General features: G+C 67.3%; 17 protein-coding genes. 1 reads left to right on the forward strand and 16 read right to left on the reverse strand.

The features are described from left to right. Positions 1-34 precede the first annotated feature (34 nt). From ACFOPO_RS08880 to ACFOPO_RS08920, 9 genes are all read right to left on the reverse strand, one after another. Complete coding sequence (locus tag ACFOPO_RS08880) at positions 35-313, reverse strand: DUF493 family protein (RefSeq protein ID WP_386702832.1); 279 nt, start codon at positions 311-313, stop codon at positions 35-37. Between the two features lie 320 nt (positions 314-633). Further along, positions 634-1854 (reverse strand): D-alanyl-D-alanine carboxypeptidase family protein, encoded by a 1221-nt coding sequence (locus ACFOPO_RS08885; protein WP_386702834.1) that lies wholly within the window; start codon positions 1852-1854, stop codon positions 634-636. 71 nt (positions 1855-1925) lie between these two features. After that, positions 1926-3089, reverse strand: coding sequence for a septal ring lytic transglycosylase RlpA family protein (locus ACFOPO_RS08890; protein ID WP_386702836.1), 1164 nt, complete (start codon positions 3087-3089; stop codon positions 1926-1928). Between the two features lie 11 nt (positions 3090-3100). Beyond that, positions 3101-4261 (reverse strand): lytic murein transglycosylase B, encoded by a 1161-nt coding sequence (mltB, locus tag ACFOPO_RS08895; RefSeq protein ID WP_386702838.1) that lies wholly within the window; start codon positions 4259-4261, stop codon positions 3101-3103. A 244-nt stretch (positions 4262-4505) separates the two neighbouring features. Next, the gene (rodA, locus tag ACFOPO_RS08900; protein WP_386702840.1) at positions 4506-5618 is read right to left on the reverse strand and encodes a rod shape-determining protein RodA; all 1113 of its coding nucleotides are present in this window, start codon (positions 5616-5618) and stop codon (positions 4506-4508) included. Beyond that, positions 5615-7648, reverse strand: a complete 2034-nt coding sequence (gene mrdA / locus ACFOPO_RS08905; protein ID WP_386702841.1) for a penicillin-binding protein 2 — start codon at positions 7646-7648, stop codon at positions 5615-5617. Before mrdA ends, rodA begins: the two co-directional genes overlap by 4 nt. Positions 7649-7650: 2 nt before the next feature. Then, complete coding sequence (mreD, locus tag ACFOPO_RS08910; RefSeq protein WP_386702843.1) at positions 7651-8136, reverse strand: rod shape-determining protein MreD; 486 nt, start codon at positions 8134-8136, stop codon at positions 7651-7653. Further along, a complete protein-coding gene (gene mreC, locus ACFOPO_RS08915) occupies positions 8133-9182 on the reverse strand; it encodes a rod shape-determining protein MreC (protein ID WP_386702845.1) in 1050 nt (349 codons plus the stop codon). The genes mreD and mreC overlap by 4 nt, the downstream gene beginning before the upstream one ends. A 173-nt stretch (positions 9183-9355) precedes the next feature. Continuing rightward, positions 9356-10402 (reverse strand): rod shape-determining protein, encoded by a 1047-nt coding sequence (locus tag ACFOPO_RS08920; RefSeq protein ID WP_158732703.1) that lies wholly within the window; start codon positions 10400-10402, stop codon positions 9356-9358. A gap of 277 nt (positions 10403-10679) precedes the next feature. Between ACFOPO_RS08920 and ACFOPO_RS08925 the strand changes: the two genes are divergently transcribed. Beyond that, positions 10680-11612: a carbohydrate kinase family protein gene (locus ACFOPO_RS08925; RefSeq protein ID WP_386702846.1), complete on the forward strand. Its 933-nt coding sequence runs from the start codon at positions 10680-10682 to the stop codon at positions 11610-11612. 48 nt (positions 11613-11660) lie between these two features. Here ACFOPO_RS08925 and ACFOPO_RS08930 read toward each other — a convergent pair whose 3' ends face one another. From ACFOPO_RS08930 to ubiE, 7 genes are all read right to left on the reverse strand, one after another. Continuing rightward, positions 11661-12128 (reverse strand): aminoacyl-tRNA deacylase, encoded by a 468-nt coding sequence (locus ACFOPO_RS08930; RefSeq protein WP_386702847.1) that lies wholly within the window; start codon positions 12126-12128, stop codon positions 11661-11663. A gap of 121 nt (positions 12129-12249) precedes the next feature. Next, positions 12250-12699, reverse strand: a complete 450-nt coding sequence (locus ACFOPO_RS08935) for a hypothetical protein (RefSeq protein ID WP_386702848.1) — start codon at positions 12697-12699, stop codon at positions 12250-12252. Beyond that, positions 12677-13342 carry a transcriptional regulator gene (locus ACFOPO_RS08940; protein ID WP_386702849.1) on the reverse strand — a complete coding sequence of 222 codons (666 nt, stop codon included), beginning with the start codon at positions 13340-13342 and terminating at the stop codon, positions 12677-12679. The genes ACFOPO_RS08935 and ACFOPO_RS08940 overlap by 23 nt, the downstream gene beginning before the upstream one ends. A 40-nt stretch (positions 13343-13382) precedes the next feature. Continuing rightward, the gene (locus tag ACFOPO_RS08945) at positions 13383-14120 is read right to left on the reverse strand and encodes a hypothetical protein (protein WP_386702850.1); all 738 of its coding nucleotides are present in this window, start codon (positions 14118-14120) and stop codon (positions 13383-13385) included. Next, positions 14117-15091 (reverse strand): alpha/beta fold hydrolase, encoded by a 975-nt coding sequence (locus tag ACFOPO_RS08950; RefSeq protein ID WP_386702851.1) that lies wholly within the window; start codon positions 15089-15091, stop codon positions 14117-14119. The genes ACFOPO_RS08945 and ACFOPO_RS08950 overlap by 4 nt, the downstream gene beginning before the upstream one ends. 81 nt (positions 15092-15172) lie before the next feature. Beyond that, on the reverse strand, positions 15173-17116 hold the full coding sequence (locus tag ACFOPO_RS08955) for a M1 family metallopeptidase (protein ID WP_386702853.1): 1944 nt from the start codon (positions 17114-17116) through the stop codon (positions 15173-15175). A gap of 181 nt (positions 17117-17297) precedes the next feature. Continuing rightward, positions 17298-18074, reverse strand: coding sequence for a bifunctional demethylmenaquinone methyltransferase/2-methoxy-6-polyprenyl-1,4-benzoquinol methylase UbiE (ubiE, locus tag ACFOPO_RS08960; RefSeq protein ID WP_386702854.1), 777 nt, complete (start codon positions 18072-18074; stop codon positions 17298-17300). Between the last annotated feature and the right edge of the window lie 13 nt (positions 18075-18087).

Here is an 18087-nt window from a genome sequence, read left to right on the forward strand (position 1 = left end):
GGATGGGTTCCAGCCGCCGGAACGTCCACGTCGCTCAGAGCGTCCACTTCACTTCCGGATGCTCCCGCAGCACCGCATGCGCCAGGTCGTACTGCTCCCGGCTCTCGGCGCGGAAGCTGATGCGCACCGACACGTAGCGGCCGTTGCTGGAGTGCTTCCAGCTGACCGATTCGTTGACGACTTCGATCCCGGCGTCCAGCAACAACGTCGGCAGCACCGTCTCCAGGTCCTTCTCGGCCGCGCCCATGGCGCTGAGCTCGAAGGTGCCGGGGAATTGGAAGCCGTGGTCGGGGTTGTCGGATTTGATTTCCATGAGGGCGATTATGGGTCCGAGGGTGGGGGAACCCAAGTCTGAGCCGGGCGGTGGTGGTTTGTGGCCTCCGAAGACCACGCAATGAGTTGCCGGAGCGTTGTCCGCAGGGGCGGGGAGTGCGGAGCAGCGGGACATGGATGTCCCGCGTCCCGCGTAAAGACAGGATGTCGTCCGCGGGACGTAGCACTCCCCGCCCCTGCGGACGACGCCGCTCCGGAGCGAAAGCAACGTCAAGATGGGTCCCGGCGTTCGCCGGGATGACGTTCTGAAACGAAGAAGCCGGCTTTCGCCGGCTTCTCGATGCTGCAGTCAGGTGCGGATCACTCCGACTCCCACCACATCCACAGCTCGTCCCACAGGCGCTTGAAGAAGCCGCCCTGCTCGACGGCGTTGATCGCCACCAGCGGACGCTGCGAGATCACCTTGCCGTCCAGCATCACCTTCACGGTGCCGATCTTCTGGCCCTTGGCGATCGGTGCGACCAGGGTCTTCGGGACGTCCATCATCGGCTTGAGCTGGTTGTACTTGCCGCGCGGCACGGTCACCAGCAGCGGCTCGGCAACGCCGAGCTGGACTTCGTCGGAAGCACCCTTCCACACCTTCTGCTTGGCGATCTGCTTGCCGACGTCGTACAGCTTGTGCGTCTCGAAGAAGCGGAAGCCCCAGTTCAGCAGCGCCTGCGAATCGACCGCGCGCTGGTTCTCGCTGCTCGAACCCATCACCACCGAGATCAAACGCTGGTCGCCGCGCATGGCCGAAGCCATCAGGCAGTAGCCGGCGCCGGAGTGGTGGCCGGTCTTGATGCCATCGACCGACGGATCACGCCACAGCAGCAGGTTGCGGTTGGGCTGGGTGATCGGGCCGACCGTGAATTCCTTGATCTTGTTGTACGAGTACGCGACCGGGTAGTCGTGGATCAGGGCGCGGCCGAGCAGCGCCAGGTCGTGCGCGGTCGAGTAATGGCCTTCCGCCGACAGGCCGTGCGGATTGACGAAGTGCGAGCCCTTCATGCCGATGCGCGCGGCGTACTGGTTCATCAGCGCGGCGAAGGCATCGGTCGAGCCGGCGACGTGTTCGGCCAGGGCGATCGCGGCATCGTTGCCGGACTGCACCACCATGCCCTTTTCCATCTGGACCAGCGGCGCGGTCTTGTTGACCTCGAAACCGGAGTAGCTGCCGTCGGTACCGGCGCCGCCGGTGCGCCAGGCGTTCTCGGTCATCATCACCTGGTCGGTGTCCTTGACCTTGCCGGCAGCCAGTTCGGCGGCGATGACATAGCTGGTCATCACCTTGGTGATGCTGGCCGGCTCGACGCGCTGGTCGTAGTTCTCGCCGGCCAGGATGTTGCCGCTGGCGGCATCCATCAGCACCCACGCGGCGGCGGTGATCTGCGGCGGCGGCGGGACCGGCAGCGAATCGCTGGCGGCCGGCAGCGCGGGCGCGGCGTGCTGCGGCGTCGGCGCCTGGGCGATGGCAAGGCCAGTCACCAGCGTGGTGACCGCGGCCAGGGCGGCGGCTCTGGCAAGAGCGGGTACTTTCATTGTCTCAACTGCTCCGGAGGCCGGCGGCGTGCCGGCCAGTTTTCTGAGGGGTGGAATTCTAGTCGCGCACGCTAGTCGCGCACGCGTTGCGGCTGGCCAAAACCAAGACCGGCGATACGGGCTGCAAGTTCCGGGGCCTGTGCGGCCTGCAGCGGGCCCACGCGCAGGCGCCAGATGGTCTGGCCGTTGGCGCTGGCATCGCTGATCTGGGCGGTGTCGATGCCGGCCTGGCGCAGCGTCGTCAGCGCGCGGTCGGCATTGGCACGGGCGGTGAAGCTGGCCACCTGCAGGACCACGCCGTCGCTGGCCCTGGCGGCGGGAGTGGCAGGTGTGGGCGCCGCTGGCAGCGGCGTGGTGGCCACGCTCGCAACCGCGGTCGCGGCGCTGGCCGCCATCGAGGTCGGCTTGCCGGTGGCGATGCGCACGCCTGGCGGCAATTCGCCGGCGCGGGCGCTGGCGACCGGCATCGCGGCGATCAGGCGGTCAATGGGGGTCGGCGCAGCCGGTGGCGCGGCAGGCTTGGCCGGTTCCGACGCGTACACCGGTCGATCGTCGTCACCCGGCTGCAGCGCGCGCACTTCGACGCGGCCGGTGCCGCGCGCGGTGATGCCCAGCTTGACCGCAGCGGCGTAGCTCAGGTCGATGACGCGACCGTCGTGGAACGGGCCTCGATCGTTCACCCGCACCACCACCGACTTGCCGTTGTCGAGGTTGGTCACGCGGGCGAAGCTCGGCAGCGGCAGCGTCTTGTGCGCGGCGGTGAAGGCGTACATGTCGTACACCTCCATGTTGGACGTGCGACGGCCGTGGAATTTCTGGCCGTAGTAGGAGGCGGTGCCCTTCTCGACATAACCCTTGGTGTTGTCGAGCACCTTGTATTGCTTGCCCAGCACCGAGTACGTCGCGCGGTTGCCGATCGGCGAGCGCGGTTCGTTGGTCACTTCCGGCTCGGGGATCGCGTCGACATCGGGCACATGGTCAGGCGTGCTGTCGGACACGCCCGGCTTGTACAGGCCGCCGGCGGTGTAATTGCCACGCGTGCGCGGATCTTCCTGCGCCGGCGCGTACGGCGATTTCTTCTTTCCCTTTCCGTCCGGCAGCTGGCTGTGATGCACGCCGCCCTTGTCGGGGATGCCAGCAGGCTGGGAAACGGACTTCTTCGGCGCACTGGCGCAGGCGACCAGGCCCACCGCCATCGTGGCGATGAGCGTTGAGCGGACAAGGCTGCGATGCATGGCCGTGGACCTCATGGCGAGGGCGGGACGACGACAGCGGCAGTGGCGGCGACGGGTTCGTTGGCGCGACCGGCGATGAGTTCGCTCAGCTGGTACACCGCCATCGCGTAGTGCTTGGAGATGTTGTAACGGGTGATCGCGTAGTAGTTGCGGAAGCCGAACCAGTATTCCGGCCCTTCGACGCCATCGAGCTTGACCACCGTGGCGGTCTGGCCCGGCGGCACCGTGGTCAGCGGGCGGAAGCCGCGCTGCGCGAGGTCGGCCATCGAGTAGACCGGATCGAGGTTTTCCGGATCGATCGGCTTGGCGTCGACGGTGGCGTTGGCGCGCACCGTGACCGGCCCGCCGCGCACCCAGCCGCCCTTCTTGGCGAAGTAGTTGGCGATCGAGGCGAAGACGTCGTCGAGGTTGTTGAACAGGTCGCGCTTGCCGTCGCCGTTGCCGTCGACCGCGTACTCGCGGTAGCTCGACGGCATGAACTGGCCCCAGCCCATCGCGCCGGCGTAGCTGCCGGTGAGGGTGGTGATGTCCAGGCCGGTTTCCTTGCCCAGCGCGAACAGCTGGCCCAGTTCGCCGCGGAAGAACGCCTCGCGACGGTTCTCGCGATCGGCCTTGGCCGGGTCGCCGGTGCGCGGATAAGCGAACGCCAGGGTGTACAGGGCATCGAGCACCGGATAGCTGCCGGTGTTCTTGCCGAAGTTGGTTTCCACGCCAATGATCGAAACGATCACTTCCGCCGGAATGCCGTACTTCGCCTGGGCGCGATCAAGCTCGGCGCGGTGCTCGGCAAGGAAGGCGCGGCCGCCGTCGATGCGGGACTGGGTAATGAAGATCGGTCGATAGTCGCGCCAGGGCTTGGCCTCGGCCGGTTTCGACATCGCCGCGATGATGCTGTCGCGGATCTCGGCGCGGTCCAGCACGGACTCGATGTAGGCCGGGTCGATGCCGTACTGGGCGGCGGTGTCGCGCACGAAGGCGGCCCGCGCTTCCGGCAGCGCCTTGCGCTCGTGCGGCTCGGGCAGCGCCGGCGTACCCGGGACCGAAGTGGCCGGGGCAGCGGGTTTGGCGGGAGTTTGTTGGGGGGCTGGCGCCGAAGCTTGGGTGGCGCAGCCGGCCAACGCGAACAGGAGCGCGCTGATCGCGGCGCTACGGAGAGTGTGGCGTCGGGTCATCGCCGCGAGGGTAGCACGCGGTTAAGAAGGTCAAAACCGTGTGTTCAGGGATGACTGAACCGGGAGTCAGGTTCGGCTACCTGAATGGGAAAGGGTGAAGCATCCCCTCTCCCTGGCCACGTTCGTGGCCTGTCCCTCTCCCACAAGGGGAGAGGGGTAAAGGTTGCAGCAGCCCATCGGAGAATCCGCGTTGCCCTCTCCCCTTGTGGGAGAGGGACAGGCGCGCAGCGCCAGGGAGAGGGAGCTAGCGCGCGTACACCGGCCGGTGCGCTCGCACCGCCATCACCACGCCCAGGCCCGCCAGCAGCGACACCGCCGAGGTGCCGCCATAGCTCAGCAGCGGCATCGGCACGCCCACCACCGGCAGCAGGCCCGAGATCATGCCGCCGTTGACGATCACGTACACGCAGAACGCCAGGCCCAGCGCACCGGCGATCAGGCGCGAATAGCCGTCGCGCGCTTCCGCGGCGATCCACAGGCAGCGGCCGATCACGAACAGGTACAAGGCCAGCACCGTCGCCACGCCGACCCAGCCGAACTCCTCGCTGAGCACGGCGAAGATGAAGTCGGTGGTGTGCTCGGGCAGGTAGTTGAGGTGCGACTGCGAGCCCTGCCCCCAGCCCTTGCCGGTGAGGCCGCCGGCACCAATCGCGATCTTCGACTGGATGATGTTCCAGCCGGTGCCGAGCGGGTCGGACTCGGGATTGAGGAAGGTCAGGATGCGGTCCTGCTGGTAGGGCCGCAGCAGCCAGAACCAGGCCACCGGCGCGATTGCCGCGACCGCGCCGAAGGCCATGCCGAACCACCACCACGGCAGCCCCGCCAGGTACAGCGCGAAGGCGCCGCTGACGGCGACCAGCATCGCCGTGCCGAAGTCCGGCTGCAGCAGGATCAGCCCGGTCGGCACCGCGATCAGCACGCCGGCGACCAGCACGGTGCGGAACCGCGGCGGCAGCGACTGCCGGTCGAGGTACCAGGCCACCATCATCGGCAAGCTCAGCTTGAGCAGTTCCGCCGGCTGCACGTAGACCACGCCCAGGTTGATCCAGTGGCGGCCGTGCTTGCCGGTGCCGATCAGCAGCACCAGCACCAGCGGGACAAGCGACAGCCCGAAAACGAGCGGCGTCCAGTTGCGCAGCTGGTTGGGCGGAATGCGCGACAGCGCCCACATCAATCCCAGGCCCGCGACGAAGAAGGCGCCCTGGCGCACGACCAGGCCGATAGCGTGGTCGGCGGCGCTGTAGAGCACGGCCATGCCGATCACCATCAGGGCGAGGATGGCGCCGAGCAACGGCAGGTCGAGCGTGCGCATGAAGCGCACGAGCAGGTCGAACAGCCAGCGCAGGATTTGTCTCATCGGGTCTGGCCTGCGTCCTGGTTGTTCCGGGCGCTGGCCGGCGGAGAAGTTGGCGGCACGGGAGCCTGCGCCGCGCCTGCGGGTGCGGTCGCCGCGGGCGTTGCTGCCGCTGCGCCCACGACATCCGGCGGCAGCACGGCCACCGGCAGCGGCGGGCGCACGTACTTCGGATCGCTCGGCACCGGCTCAGGCATCTTGCCCAGCAACCACGCATCGAAGATCTTGCGCGCGATCGGCGCGGCGGTGCTGCCGCCGAAGCCGCCGTGCTCGACCGAGATGGCGACCACGATGGTCGGGTTGTCGGCAGGTGCATAGCCGACAAACAGCGCCTGGTGGCGCAGGTTGTACGGCAGCGAATGCGGGTCGAAGCTGATGTTGCCCTTGCGGCTGATCTTCTGCGCGGTGCCGGTCTTGCCGGCCATCATGTACGGCGCGCCGATCGCCATCGCACGACCGGTACCGCCAGGGCCGTGGATCGTGCCGATCATGCCTTCCTGCACCGCGCGCAGGTTGTCGGGGTTGTCGGTGATGCGCGTCGGCGCCGGCTGCTGCAGCGGCGTCCACGGTGCGAGATAGCCATCGCGGCGGTCGGCAACGATGTGCGGACGCACCAGGTTGCCGCCATTGGCAATCGCGGCCGTGCCACGCGCCAGCTGCAGCACGGTGGCGACCCAGTACCCCTGGCCGATGCCCGCATTGACGGTCTCGCCGGCGTACCACGGCTCCTTGCTGCGCTTGCGCTTCCACTCCGGCGACGGCACCACGCCGGGCTTCTCGCCGAGCAGGTCGATGCCGGTGGGTTCGCCGAACCCGTACTTGCGCATGTACTGGTCGAAGCGCTCGATGCCCATGTCGTAGGCGAGCTTGTAGTAATAGAAGTTCACCGACGCCGAGATCGACTTGCGCAGGTCGGTCCAGCCGGCGCCGCCGTGGGCGTCGCGCCAGCCGCGGCGCTGCCCGGGGATGTAGAACGTGCCGGTCGAGAAGAACTTGTCCTCGGGACGGCGCAGGCCGCTGTCGAGGCCGGCCAGGCCGATCAGCGGCTTCACCGTCGAGCCCGGCGGGCCGCCACCGAGCACGTTGCGGTTGAACATCGGCCGCGACGGGTTGTCCATCAGCGTGCGGTAATCGACGTTGGAGATGCCGTTGACGAACAGGTTGGGGTCGTAGCCCGGCAGGCTGACCATGCCCAGCACTTCGCCGGTGCGCGGATCGAGCGCGACGGCCGAACCGTCCATGTCGCCGAACGCGGTGACCATGGCCTGCTGCAGGTCCATGTCGATGCTCAGGCGCAGGTCGGCGCCCGGCGTGGCGGGCACGTGGCCGACCTGGCGCATCGGCCGGCCGTCGACGTTGGTCTCGATCTGCTCGTAACCGACCTTGCCGCGCAGCGCTTCTTCGTAATAGCGCTCCAGCCCGGTCTTGCCGATGTGGGTCAGCGCCGCGCCGCCTTCGCCGAGCGACTTGAGGTCGTCGGCGTCGATGCGCGCGACGTAGCCGATCACGTGCGAGAACAGGTCGCCATAGGGATAGCGGCGATTGAGGTAGGACACCAGGTCGACGCCCGGATAGCGCCAGCGGTCGACGGCGAAGTGCGCGGCCTCTTCCTCGCTGACGCGCAGCTTCAGGGTGATCGGCTTGAATCCGCGGGTGGCGCGGCGCTCGTCCTCGAAGCGGGCAATGTCTTCGGGCGTCAGCGCGATGACCTTGGCCAGCTCCGGCAGCCAGGTTTCGGTCTTGCCGGCTTCGAACGGCGTCACTTCGATGCGGTACGCCGGCACGTTGTCGGCCAGCACCCGGCCCTTGCGGTCGAGGATCAGCCCGCGCCCCGGCACCACCGGCCGCAGCTTGATGCGGTTGGCTTCCGAGCGCGTGGCGTAGTCGGCGTGCTGCCAGACCTGCAGGCGGAAATACCACAGCCCGAGCCCGGCCAGCGCCAGCAACACGCAGGTGAAGGCGATCGCGGAGCGCAGACGGAACTGGTTGGCTTCGGCTGCGGCGTTCTTGAGGACGCGACGACGCGGACCCATCGTCAACGCCCCCGCCAGCGGCCCAGTCGCAGCGAATCCAGGCCCACGAACAGCAGCGGCCACAGCAGCATGCCCGTCAGCGGCGCCAGCCAGAACGAGGCCGGCAGCGTGGGTTCACCCACTGCGATGTGGATCGCGGCGGTGACGATGCGATCGTTTAGCAGCAGGCCGCCGATGGCCAGCGCCTGCTGCGACATCGGGAAGAAGCGCAGGCGCGCGCGGAAGCGCTGCAGGATGTAGGCCATCACCACCAGCCGCAGTGCCTGCTCGCCGAACAGGCTGCCGTAGACCAGGTCACCGGCCAGGCCGATGAGGAAGGCGACGCCCAGGCCGATGTGGTCGGGGTCTTCGATCACCCAGTAGGCCAGCACCAGCGCCAGCCAGTACGGGCGCAACGGCGCAAGCGTCGGCGGCAACGGCAACAGGCCGAGGAACAGCGCCACGACCAGGCTCAGCGGCAACACCCATTGCGGACGGACGCGGGTCATCGGCGCGGCTCCGTCGTTGCGGGTTGCGGTTGTTTTGCGGGCGTTGGCGCTGCAGCGGCGGGCTCCTGCGCGGGCGCCGGAGCGGCAGCCGCAGGCTTCTGCGCCGGCGCGGCCGCCGGGACCGCGGCGGTGCCCTGCCCGATCGCGATGGCGGCACCGGCCGGCGCGGTCGTGGCGTTGAACGCGGTCGCGCCCGGCAGCGGGCTCGGCTGGCTCAGCAGCACCAGCACTTCGCGGCCGCGGTCGAGCTGGGCGGCGGGCGTGACTTCGCCGATCAGGAAGGCGCGACTGTCGTCGGGACGCAGCGAGGCGATGGTGCCGACCGGGAAACCGGGGGCGAAACGCCCGCCCAGGCCCGAGGTCACCAGCACGTCGCCGACCTTGATGTCGCTCGACAGCGGCACGCTCGGCACGCGCAGCAGGTCGCTGCGGCCCTCGCCGTAGACCACCAGGCGCACGCCGTTGCGTGCCACCGCCACCGGGACGGCATGCGAAGGGTCGGTCAACAGCAGCACGTTGGCGTACATCGGCGTGACCGCAATGATCTGCCCGAGCAGGCCGCCTGCGTCGATCACGCTCTGTCCAACCTGCACGCCGTCGCGCGTGCCGGCATCGAGCACCAGGCGCTGGCGGGTCGGGTCGAGGTCGATGTCGAGCACCGGCGACAGCACCACGTCGAGCTTGCCGCGGTCGGCGGCGTCGAGCAGGCCGCGCAGGCGGGCGTTGTCGGCCGCAAGCGTCTGCAAACGGGCCATCCGCGCCTGGTTCAGCATCAGGTCGTTGCGCAGGCGGCGGTTTTCTGCGGTCAGCTGGGTCAGCGTGCCGGCATCGTCGCTGATGCGTTCGACCATCTGCCCGGGCCAGCCGGCGACCATCCACAGCGGCTGCACCAGCAGCGTGGCCTGGCGCCGCACCTGGTTCAGCCAGCCACCGCGGTGGTCGAGCATGATCAGGATCACCGCCAGGGCCAGGTAGGCCAGCAACTTCAACGTACCGGCGACATCACCCGTGCGGGCAGCGGTGGGAGGACCGGCGTAGGAAGGCACAGGAGGGCTGGGTCGACAGAAGTGGGAGGGTGGAGCACTGTTTTACCCGTTTCCCGCATGCCCCTGGGCGAGAATCGGTCAAGGAAACGGATTTGCGAGCCTGTTACGCGAGGGCCGGATGCCGCGGCAACCGCAGCCATCCGGCCTCGTTTATATCCCCACTCGCACCGCACTTACTCGGGCGCGAAGAACTCGTTGCCGTGCATGTCGACCAGCTCCAGCGCACGGCCGCCACCGCGGGCGACGCAGGTCAGCGGATCGTCGGCGACCTGCACGTGCAGGCCCGTCTCCTCGCTGATCAGGCGGTCCAGGTCGCGCAGCAGGGCGCCGCCACCGGTCAGCACGATGCCGCGCTCGGCGACGTCGGCGCACAGTTCCGGCGGAGTCTGCTCCAGCGCCAGCTTGATCGCCGAGACGATGCCGGCCAGCGGCTCGCGCAGGGCCTCGAGGACCTCGTTGGAGTTGATCGTGATCATCTTCGGCACGCCCTCGGCGAGGTTGCGGCCGGAGACCTCGATCGAGGCCGCCTTGGTCTGCGGGTAGGCGCAGCCGATCTCGATCTTGATGCGCTCGGAGGTGGCTTCGCCGATCAGCGTGCCGTAGGTGCGGCGCACGTAGCTGATGATCGACTCGTCGAAACGGTCGCCGCCGATGCGGACCGAGGCCGAGTAGACGATGCCGTTCAGGGCGATGACTGCGACTTCGGTGGTGCCGCCGCCGATGTCGACGACCATCGAGCCGCGTGCCTCGGTGACCGGCATGCCGGCGCCGATCGCGGCCGCCATGGGCTCTTCGATCAGGTAAACCTCACGGGCGCCGGCCTCTTCGGCCGATTCCTTGATGGCGCGGCGCTCGACCTGGGTCGAGCCGCAGGGCACGCACACCAGCACGCGCGGGCTCGGGCGCAGGAAGCGCGACTTGTGCACCTTGCGGATGAAATGCTTGAGCATTTCCTCGGTGTAGGTGAAGTCGGCGATGACGCCGTCCTTCATCGGGCGGATCGTGGTGATGTGCCCCGGGGTGCGCCCGAGCATCATCTTGGCCTCGCTGCCGACCGCCGCGACCGTGCGGTTGCCGCCGATCAGGCGGTCCTGGCGGACTGCTACCACCGATGGTTCGTTCAGGACGATGCCCTGGCCGCGGACGTAGATGAGAGTGTTGGCCGTGCCCAGGTCGATGGACAGGTCGTTGGAAAACATGCCGCGAAACTTCTTGAACATCGAGGGATAGGCCGTCAAATGGGGGCGCGAGGGGTTCGCTAGCCTAGCAACCGCCCCCCTTGCGAGCAAGGAAAAAACCTGCATTTCCCGGCACTTCGTGCCGCCGGTGGTCACCCCGGGGGTCGCGGTCACGGAACCGGCGGCAATGGGGAGCCGGGACAGGGTCAAACGCGCCAAACGCAGGTGCCCGACCGGGCTGCTGGCCGTACGGGTCCGCAGCGGCTACCCTAGCGCCCGCGCGGCGCTCCGGCCGCTTTTTTTCTTTGGGGTACGACCGATGTCTGCGCTGATCTGCGGCTCTCTGGCCTACGACACGATCATGGTGTTTCCGGACCAGTTCAAGAACCACATCCTGCCGGACAAGGTTCACATCCTGAACGTCTCGTTCCTGGTGCCGCGTATGCGCCGCGAGTTCGGCGGCTGCGCCGGCAACATCGCCTACAACCTCAAGCTGCTGGGCGGCGACCCGATTCCGATGGCCACCGTCGGCCAGGACTTCGGCCCGTACCGCGAGCACTTCGAGCAGCAGGGCATCAACCTGTCGCAGGTGAAGGAGATCGAGGAGCTGTTCACGCCGCAGGCCTTCATCACCACCGACCACGACAACAACCAGATCACCGCGTTCCATCCGGGCGCGATGATGCGCAGCTACGAGAACCACGTGCGCGACGTGAAGGGCGTGAGCTTCGGCATCGTCAGCCCCGACGGTCGCGAAGGCATGCTGCAGAACGCCACCGAGTTCGCCGAGCTGGGCATTCCCTTCATCTTCGATCCGGGCCAGGCGATGCCGCTGTTCAACGGCGAAGAGCTGCGCCACTTCATCGAGCAGGCCGACTACGTCACCGTCAACGACTACGAGTCGAACCTGCTGCAGGAACGCACCGGCTGGAGCGAGAACGACATCGTCAAGCGGGTGAAGGCGTACATCACCACGCGCGGCCCGCACGGCTCGCAGATCCACACGCCGGAAAAGACCTATGACATCCCGCCGGCGCACGAGCGCCGCGTGACCGATCCGACCGGCTGCGGCGATGCATTCCGCGCCGGCCTGATCTTCGGCATCGAGAAGGGCTACGACTGGCTGACCATCGGCCGCATGGGCAACCTGATGGGCGCGCTCAAGGTCGAACACCCGGGCACGCAGAACCAGCGCTTCGACTACGACGAGTTCAACGAACAGTTCAAGCAGCAGTTCGGCTACTCGCTGTAATTGTTGCTCCTCCCCCTGCGCGCAGGGGGAGGCCGGGAGGGGGTAGCGTCACATCATGTGCGCCAGCCACAGCAGTTCGGGCGCCGCGAGGCGTTCGAACTCCTTGTAGGGCATCCGCACCACCTCGGTGTGGTTGCCGGCGTTGAACGCGATCTCGTCCTGGTGCGCCAGGCGCGAGTCGACATACACCGGCATGCCGTAGAGATGCCCGAACGGCGGCATCGCACCGGGTTCGCAGTCGGGGAACGCGCCGCGGAACTCGGTCTCCTCGGCCAGCTCGACCGTCGCACCGCCCAGGGCCAGACCCAGTCGATACAGATCGGCGCGGTACGTCGACGGCATCACCACCATCGCCAGCCGGCCGTCGGCCTTGATCATCACCGTCTTGGCGAAATGCACCGGCTCGATGTGTGCGATCGACGCGGTGTCGTGCGCGGTGATCGTGCGCGGGTGGTTGAGCGTGGTGTAGGGCGCGTGCCCCTGGTCGAGCAGGTTGTGCAGGCGTGGTGAGAGCATGGCGGCCTCCGCCTGGCTCGGCTGCGCTCCAGTCACGGCCGTGCCGCTGGGGATGGACCGGCGCGCGCATCCGGGCGGGCGCCGCAGCGGCAGGACCGTCGGTCCCGCCACACCCCGGACTTTACTCCTGGCGTGTAATGACCACGTAAGCATCGTCGCCTGCCAGCGCGGCGACGCGGTCGGCAACGAGTTGGGCCACGCGGATCAAGGCGTCAACCAGCGCCTCGTCGACCTCGATGTCGCCCTCGTATTCAGCCAGGTTGCGTTTGCGATGAGCCTGGTCAAGAACTCGCCATTGGACATTTTCCAGTGACAACGTGTGCTGGAGTGTCTGGAACACCAAGTAGCGGCTCTCCGACCGGTAGCCGTGCCAGCGCAACGCCGCCAGGGACAGCGCGTGCGCGGCGTTGTAGGCGAGGTCGAAACGACTTTCCAGGCTGAGCGTTGTGTTGCTGGCATCAGCAAGGCGAACACGCCCAGAACGGACCAGGCCTTGGAACTCGAGGTTTGCGGGTGGCTCGGCCTTGAGCTGGCCGATGCGCAACAGGTTATCCAGCGGCGACGAACTCATCCCTGTTCCCGACCAGTGCCACGGTGTCCCCTGCCAGCAGTTTTAGCAGGAAGGCACTGCCTCGCACTTGCCTGCGGCGAAACTCCGCTGGCGTATATAGCGTCGGATTGATTGGCCTGCCGAGGCGCTTCTCGGCGGATGCCAGGACGAAGAACACCTGCTCCAGCGTCAGGCTGTCGGAAACCAGCAGCACATCGATATCGCTCAACGCGGTATCGCGTCGTGCCGCGACGGATCCATAGAGCAGCGAGAGTTGTATCTCATCGGCCAGCGGCGCCAAGGCTTCCCTTAACACTTCGGCCGGTCCGAGCATCTTGCTGACGATGCCGAGCAACTCGCTGTAGATCGGGGCGCTGGCGTTGGCCTGATAGTGTTTCTGATTGCCTACCAGGGTCTGCGTGATCAGGCCGCTGTGCTGAAGACGGCTAAGCTCGCGCTGCACAGCACCCGAACCGCCACCGGCAAGCCCGATCAATTCCTTGGTAAAGAAGCTGCGCTCCGGTTGACCGAACAGCAGCGCGAGCACGCGTTGCTGCGTGGCGGTGAACAGCGCATCGGCGACACTCACGCGCGCCGGATCGTCGAGATGCGTGGCGCGATGACCGCGGCGCGAAGCGGAACTGGCGGGGATCTTGGTACCCATTCCGGGTAATTAGATACCCATTATGTGTAACGGCGCAAGGTCAGTTCCACTTCGGCAGCTTCGTCGGATCCAGGCCGCCGACTTCGAACACCGCCGTGCGCGTTCCGCCGGCCTTGACCGGGAACTCGATGGCGATCGTCTTCGCCGACTTCACCGTCTTCCACAGCGCGCGCTCGTCCTCGATGAACATCGCGATCGCCTGGTCGGTCTTCGGCCGGCTCGCGGCCACGGCCCTGGGCGCGGCGGCGTCGACGGTCAGCTTGACCTTGCAGCCGCCGTAGCAATTGAAGTCGCCGGCTTCCAGCACCAGGTAGCTGCTGCGGCCCCAGTCGGGATGATCGCGGAAGATCAGCTGCACCGGACGCGCGCCGCTGCCGTCGGTGTCGACGTACTCCTTGGCGTAGATCGATGCCGACAGCTGATCGCCGCCCTTCACCGGCTGCGTCTGGTAGGTCCACAGTGCCGCCACCCGGCGCTGCTCGCGCGCCTTCGCGGCCTTGTCCTTCACTTCCTTGTGGCGCTCCTCGATGCGCGCGGCGGCGGCACTGGACGGGTACTTGGCCATCAGCACGTCGCCGTGCGCACGCGCCAGTTCCCAGTTCTGCTTGCCGTACTCGGCTTCGAACGCGTCGGCCATCGCATCGGCCTCCTGTTCGCGTGCGGCCGCTTGTTGCGCCTCGGCAGCCTTCGGATCCTGTGCCGGCCCGCACGCCGCCAACGCCAGGGTCGCGGCGAGCATCGCCGCTGCCGTCAATGAGCCCATGCTGCGTTCGATCATTGCGTCTGTCCTCGTTCGATCAGCATCTCGATCGCCTGCGCGACCATCTGGGGTTGTTCAACCAGCGACATGTGCCCGCAGCCATCGAGCAGCACGCGGTTGGCGTGAGGGATGCGCTGTGCGTACAGCTCCATCGCGCTGAAATCGATCACCGCATCCTGCCGGCACCAGAGCAGCAGCGTTGGCTGGTAGATAGCGGCCGCGGCCTTGCCGGGCAGGAAGCTCTCGTCGCTGCGGCCGATGCGCGCGAGCACCTGCTGCTCGAACTTCGCATCGCTGCGACGGCGGTTGATGTAGATGCTGCTGGCCGGCCACGGCGCCCATGGTCGTGCCCTGGCATCGTGGAAAACGGTCTCGAGATAGCGCTTGAGCGATGCCTCGTCTTCGACCGCGAACGGATTCTTGCCGGCCAGCACCTGCTCACCGAAGCGGTTGTCGGCGAAACGTACGCCGGCAGCGTCGATCAGGCCGACGCGCGCGACCTGCTGCGGATAGCGCGCGGCGACGACCGCGGCGATGCCACCGCCCATCGAGTGCCCGAGCAGCACCACGCCGCGCGGATCGGCCGCGAACTTCCCGATGAAATGGTCGACGCGCTCGCTCTGGGCGAGGAAGCCGTAGTCGGCGCCGTCGACGCGCTGGCTTTCGCCCCAACCCGGCAGGTCCGGGATCAGCAGCCGGTACTTGCCGCGCAGCAGCTTCGCGACCGGATACCAGTTCTCCTTGCTGCCGGTGAAGCCGTGCAGCATCACCACCGTGGGCGCGTCCTTCGGCGCATCGTCGCTGTAGGCGTAGACCCAGCGATGATCATCGATGACGGCGCTGTCGCGCGACAGGCCCGCGGCGATGCGCTGGCGGGTGAAGTCGGCACGGACGACGCTGTAGGGATCGCGCCACAGGACGATGGCGACGACCAGCACGAGCAACAGTGGAATGACGATCGCCAGGAGCCTGAGGCTGCGCTGCGTCACGGGTGGATCCCCTGGTGTGCGTTCGGTAAGCGATGCCGCCCTGCCCCCCCTTCGCGGCGCGAAAGGGAGGGCGCGGAGCGATTACTGCTTGGCGGTCGCCTGCTGCGCCTTGGCGAGCGCGGCTTCCACCGACTCGGTGGTGATCGGGTGGTAACCCGGTCGCGCCTTGGCGAAGGTGTCCTGCGCCAGCTTCAGGCCGGCCGGCGTTTTCACCAGCTCGTTGTAGGTCGGCATGATCAGCTTGCGACGACCGATGCGCTCGAGGAACGCGGCGATCGCGTCATTGGCCTGCGTGTAGCCGCTGCGCACGGCGAGCGGATACCAGCGCTGGGCGATCTCGCCGTTGGGCGTGCCGGTGAAGTGGTACGCGGCATCCAGGGCGGCCAGCTGTTCTGGCTTCAGCGTTTCCGGCATGCCGTCGATGAAGTGCACCCATTCCTGCGTGCTCCACTTCGCGGTCGCGTCCTTGGCCGGCATCGTGCCCGCGTCGAGCCATGCCTTGCGCGCGGCATCGACCGCATCGAAACGCGGCGAGACCGTCTTGGGCGCATCGGCCGGGACGCCCGGCTGGTAGATCCATTCGTCGAGTTCGGCCTCGCTGACCTTGCCCGGGTTCTTGGCGAGCAGGTTGGCCTTGGCGTACTCGATGAACGTGGTGGTCGGGATGCTCTGGAACGCGAAGTGGTCGAAGTAGCCCTTCAGGAACGGATCGAACACGTCGCGGCCGTAGCGCTCCTCGAGGAACTGCAGGAACCAGGCGCCCTTGGTGTAGACGGTCGAGCTGCTGGAATCATCGGGGTCGCTCACCGTGCCCGGGCGCTGTGCCAGCACCTGCAGCTTCGGATCAATCTCCTTGTACTCGGCGGCGAGCTCGTTGCGCGAGATCACCTTCTCCATGTCGGCCGCTTCCTTGCCGTACAGGTCTTCGACGATGCGGTTCTCGACGTAGCTGGTGAAGCCTTCGTTGAGCCAGCTGTCCTTGGGCGTGGAGAACGTCACCAGGTTGCCCGACCAGCTGTGCGCCAGCTCGTGCGCGACCAGCGACACCAGCGACTTGTCGCCGACGATCACCGTCGGCGTGGCAAAGGTCATGCGCGGGTTTTCCATGCCGCCGTACGGGAACGACGGCGGCAGCACGAGGATGTCGTAACGCTCCCAGCGGTACGGGCCGTACAGGCGCTCGGCCGTCTGCATCATCTTCTCGGTGTCGTCGAATTCCTTCGCCGCCTTCTTCACCATCGCCGGTTCCGCCCAGACGCCGGCGCGGCCGCTGATCGGCTGGAACACCAGGTCGCCGGCGGCGATCGCCAGCAGGTACGACGGGATCTTCTGCGGCATGGTGAAGGTGTAGTCGCCGTCACGCACGGCCTTGGGATCGTTGTCCGCACTCATGAGCACCATCGCGTCCTTGGGCGAGGTCACGTGCGCGGTGTAGGTGAAGCGCACCTGCGGCGTGTCCTGCAGCGGCACCCACGAGCGTGCGTGGATCTGCTGCGACTGGCTGAACATGAAGGGCGTCTTCTTGCCCTCGGTCATCGCCGGCGTCAGCCACTGCAGGCCCGATGCATCGGGCGAGGTGTGGTAGGTGACGCGGATGCGCTTGTTGCGCGCCGGCGCATCGATCACGAACTTGTTGCCGAGAGTCTTGACCTTGTCGCCGACCTTCCAGGTCAGGTCGTCCCACTTGCCGTCGGCCCGCTCGCCGACGACTTTCTCGACGGTGATGTCGCGCGTGTCCAGCACCAGCTGCGTCGCCTTCGGGTCGGTCCAGTCCAGGGTGTAGGTCGCGCTGCCACTGAGCTGCTTCTTGTCGAAGTCGACGTTGAGCATCAGGGCGAGGTCGTTGATGCGGACCTTGGACGGTTCGGCGTACGAGAACTCGTCGACGATGGCAGTCGACTTCTGGTCGGATGCGGCCACGGCGGCGGCCTCCTGGGAAGCGGTGGCGGCCGGGGGCGCGGCATCGCGCGAGCAACCGGCGGCAAGGGCGGCGGCGAGGCAGAGGGACAGGATCGAATAACGCATGTGGGCCCACGACGGACAGGGTGAGCGGTCGAGTTTAGCGCCTCGCCGGGCAGTGGGCATCGGGCGCGGCGGGGCCTCCAGCGTGAACTGGAGCACAGTCAAGATGGGTCCCGGCGTTCGCCGGGATGACGGTGAGGAGGCTGGGGGGGGTCTGGGTCCCGGCGTTCGCCGGGACGACGGGCTAGACCTTGTAGCCGGTGTGGATCGCGACGATGCCGCCGGACAGGTTGCGGTAGTCGCAACGGGCGAAGCCTGCCTCCTGCATCATCGCCTTCAACTCGTCCTGCGGCGGGTGCTTGCGGATGCTTTCGGCCAGGTACTGGTAGCTGTCGGAGTCGTTGGCAAACAACTTGCCCAGCTGCGGCAGCACCTTGAAGGAATGGAAGTCGTAGATCGGCTTGAACCAGTCGGCCTTCACTTCCGAGAACTCAAGCACGCGCGCCTGGCCGCCGACCTTCAGCACGCGGTGCATCTCGCGCAGCGCCGCGTCCTTGTCGGTGACGTTGCGCAGGCCGAAGGCAATGGTGACCAGGTCGAAGCTGCCATCCGGGAAGGGCAGCTTCTCGGCGTTCATCTGCACGTATTCGAAGCCGGCGACCTTGCCCATGTCGGTCATGCGGTCGCGGCCGACGCGCAGCATCTCGCCGTTGATGTCGCCTAAAACTATGCTGCCGGCGTCGCCCACACGGTCGCGCAGCAGCAGGGCGATGTCGCCGGTGCCGCCGGCCAGGTCGAGGACGCGGTCGCCGCGCTTGACCTGGGCAGTGCCGACGAAATAGCGCTTCCACACCCGGTGCACGCCCAACGACATAAGGTCGTTCATCAGGTCGTACTTGCCGGCGACCGAGGAGAACACCTGGCCGACCAGTTTCTGCTTCTCGCCGGTGGGAACGTCGCGGAAGCCGAAGTGCGTGGTGCCGGTCTTGTCGCCGGGCTTTTCTGGGCTTGAATGGCTCATCTGGCGATTATCG

It is taken from the genome of Lysobacter sp. GCM10012299, from assembly GCF_042649405.1.
Taxonomy (GTDB): Bacteria; Pseudomonadota; Gammaproteobacteria; order Xanthomonadales; family Xanthomonadaceae; genus Lysobacter_J.

What these genes read in the sequence shown, in the direction of transcription:
- rodA (WP_386702840.1), bottom strand. Translation starts at nt 5,618, where the DNA reads ATGAGACAAATCCTGCGCTGGCTGTTCGACCTGCTCGTGCGCTTCATG.
- ACFOPO_RS08935 (WP_386702848.1), bottom strand. Translation starts at nt 12,699, where the DNA reads ATGAGTTCGTCGCCGCTGGATAACCTGTTGCGCATCGGCCAGCTCAAG.
- mreD (WP_386702843.1), bottom strand. Translation starts at nt 8,136, where the DNA reads ATGACCCGCGTCCGTCCGCAATGGGTGTTGCCGCTGAGCCTGGTCGTG.
- ACFOPO_RS08890 (WP_386702836.1), bottom strand. Translation starts at nt 3,089, where the DNA reads ATGCATCGCAGCCTTGTCCGCTCAACGCTCATCGCCACGATGGCGGTG.
- ACFOPO_RS08940 (WP_386702849.1), bottom strand. Translation starts at nt 13,342, where the DNA reads ATGGGTACCAAGATCCCCGCCAGTTCCGCTTCGCGCCGCGGTCATCGC.
- ubiE (WP_386702854.1), bottom strand. Translation starts at nt 18,074, where the DNA reads ATGAGCCATTCAAGCCCAGAAAAGCCCGGCGACAAGACCGGCACCACG.
- ACFOPO_RS08880 (WP_386702832.1), bottom strand. Translation starts at nt 313, where the DNA reads ATGGAAATCAAATCCGACAACCCCGACCACGGCTTCCAATTCCCCGGC.
- ACFOPO_RS08945 (WP_386702850.1), bottom strand. Translation starts at nt 14,120, where the DNA reads ATGATCGAACGCAGCATGGGCTCATTGACGGCAGCGGCGATGCTCGCC.
- ACFOPO_RS08885 (WP_386702834.1), bottom strand. Translation starts at nt 1,854, where the DNA reads ATGAAAGTACCCGCTCTTGCCAGAGCCGCCGCCCTGGCCGCGGTCACC.
- mltB (WP_386702838.1), bottom strand. Translation starts at nt 4,261, where the DNA reads ATGACCCGACGCCACACTCTCCGTAGCGCCGCGATCAGCGCGCTCCTG.
- ACFOPO_RS08955 (WP_386702853.1), bottom strand. Translation starts at nt 17,116, where the DNA reads ATGCGTTATTCGATCCTGTCCCTCTGCCTCGCCGCCGCCCTTGCCGCC.
- ACFOPO_RS08920 (WP_158732703.1), bottom strand. Translation starts at nt 10,402, where the DNA reads ATGTTCAAGAAGTTTCGCGGCATGTTTTCCAACGACCTGTCCATCGAC.
- mrdA (WP_386702841.1), bottom strand. Translation starts at nt 7,648, where the DNA reads ATGGGTCCGCGTCGTCGCGTCCTCAAGAACGCCGCAGCCGAAGCCAAC.
- ACFOPO_RS08930 (WP_386702847.1), bottom strand. Translation starts at nt 12,128, where the DNA reads ATGCTCTCACCACGCCTGCACAACCTGCTCGACCAGGGGCACGCGCCC.
- ACFOPO_RS08925 (WP_386702846.1), top strand. Translation starts at nt 10,680, where the DNA reads ATGTCTGCGCTGATCTGCGGCTCTCTGGCCTACGACACGATCATGGTG.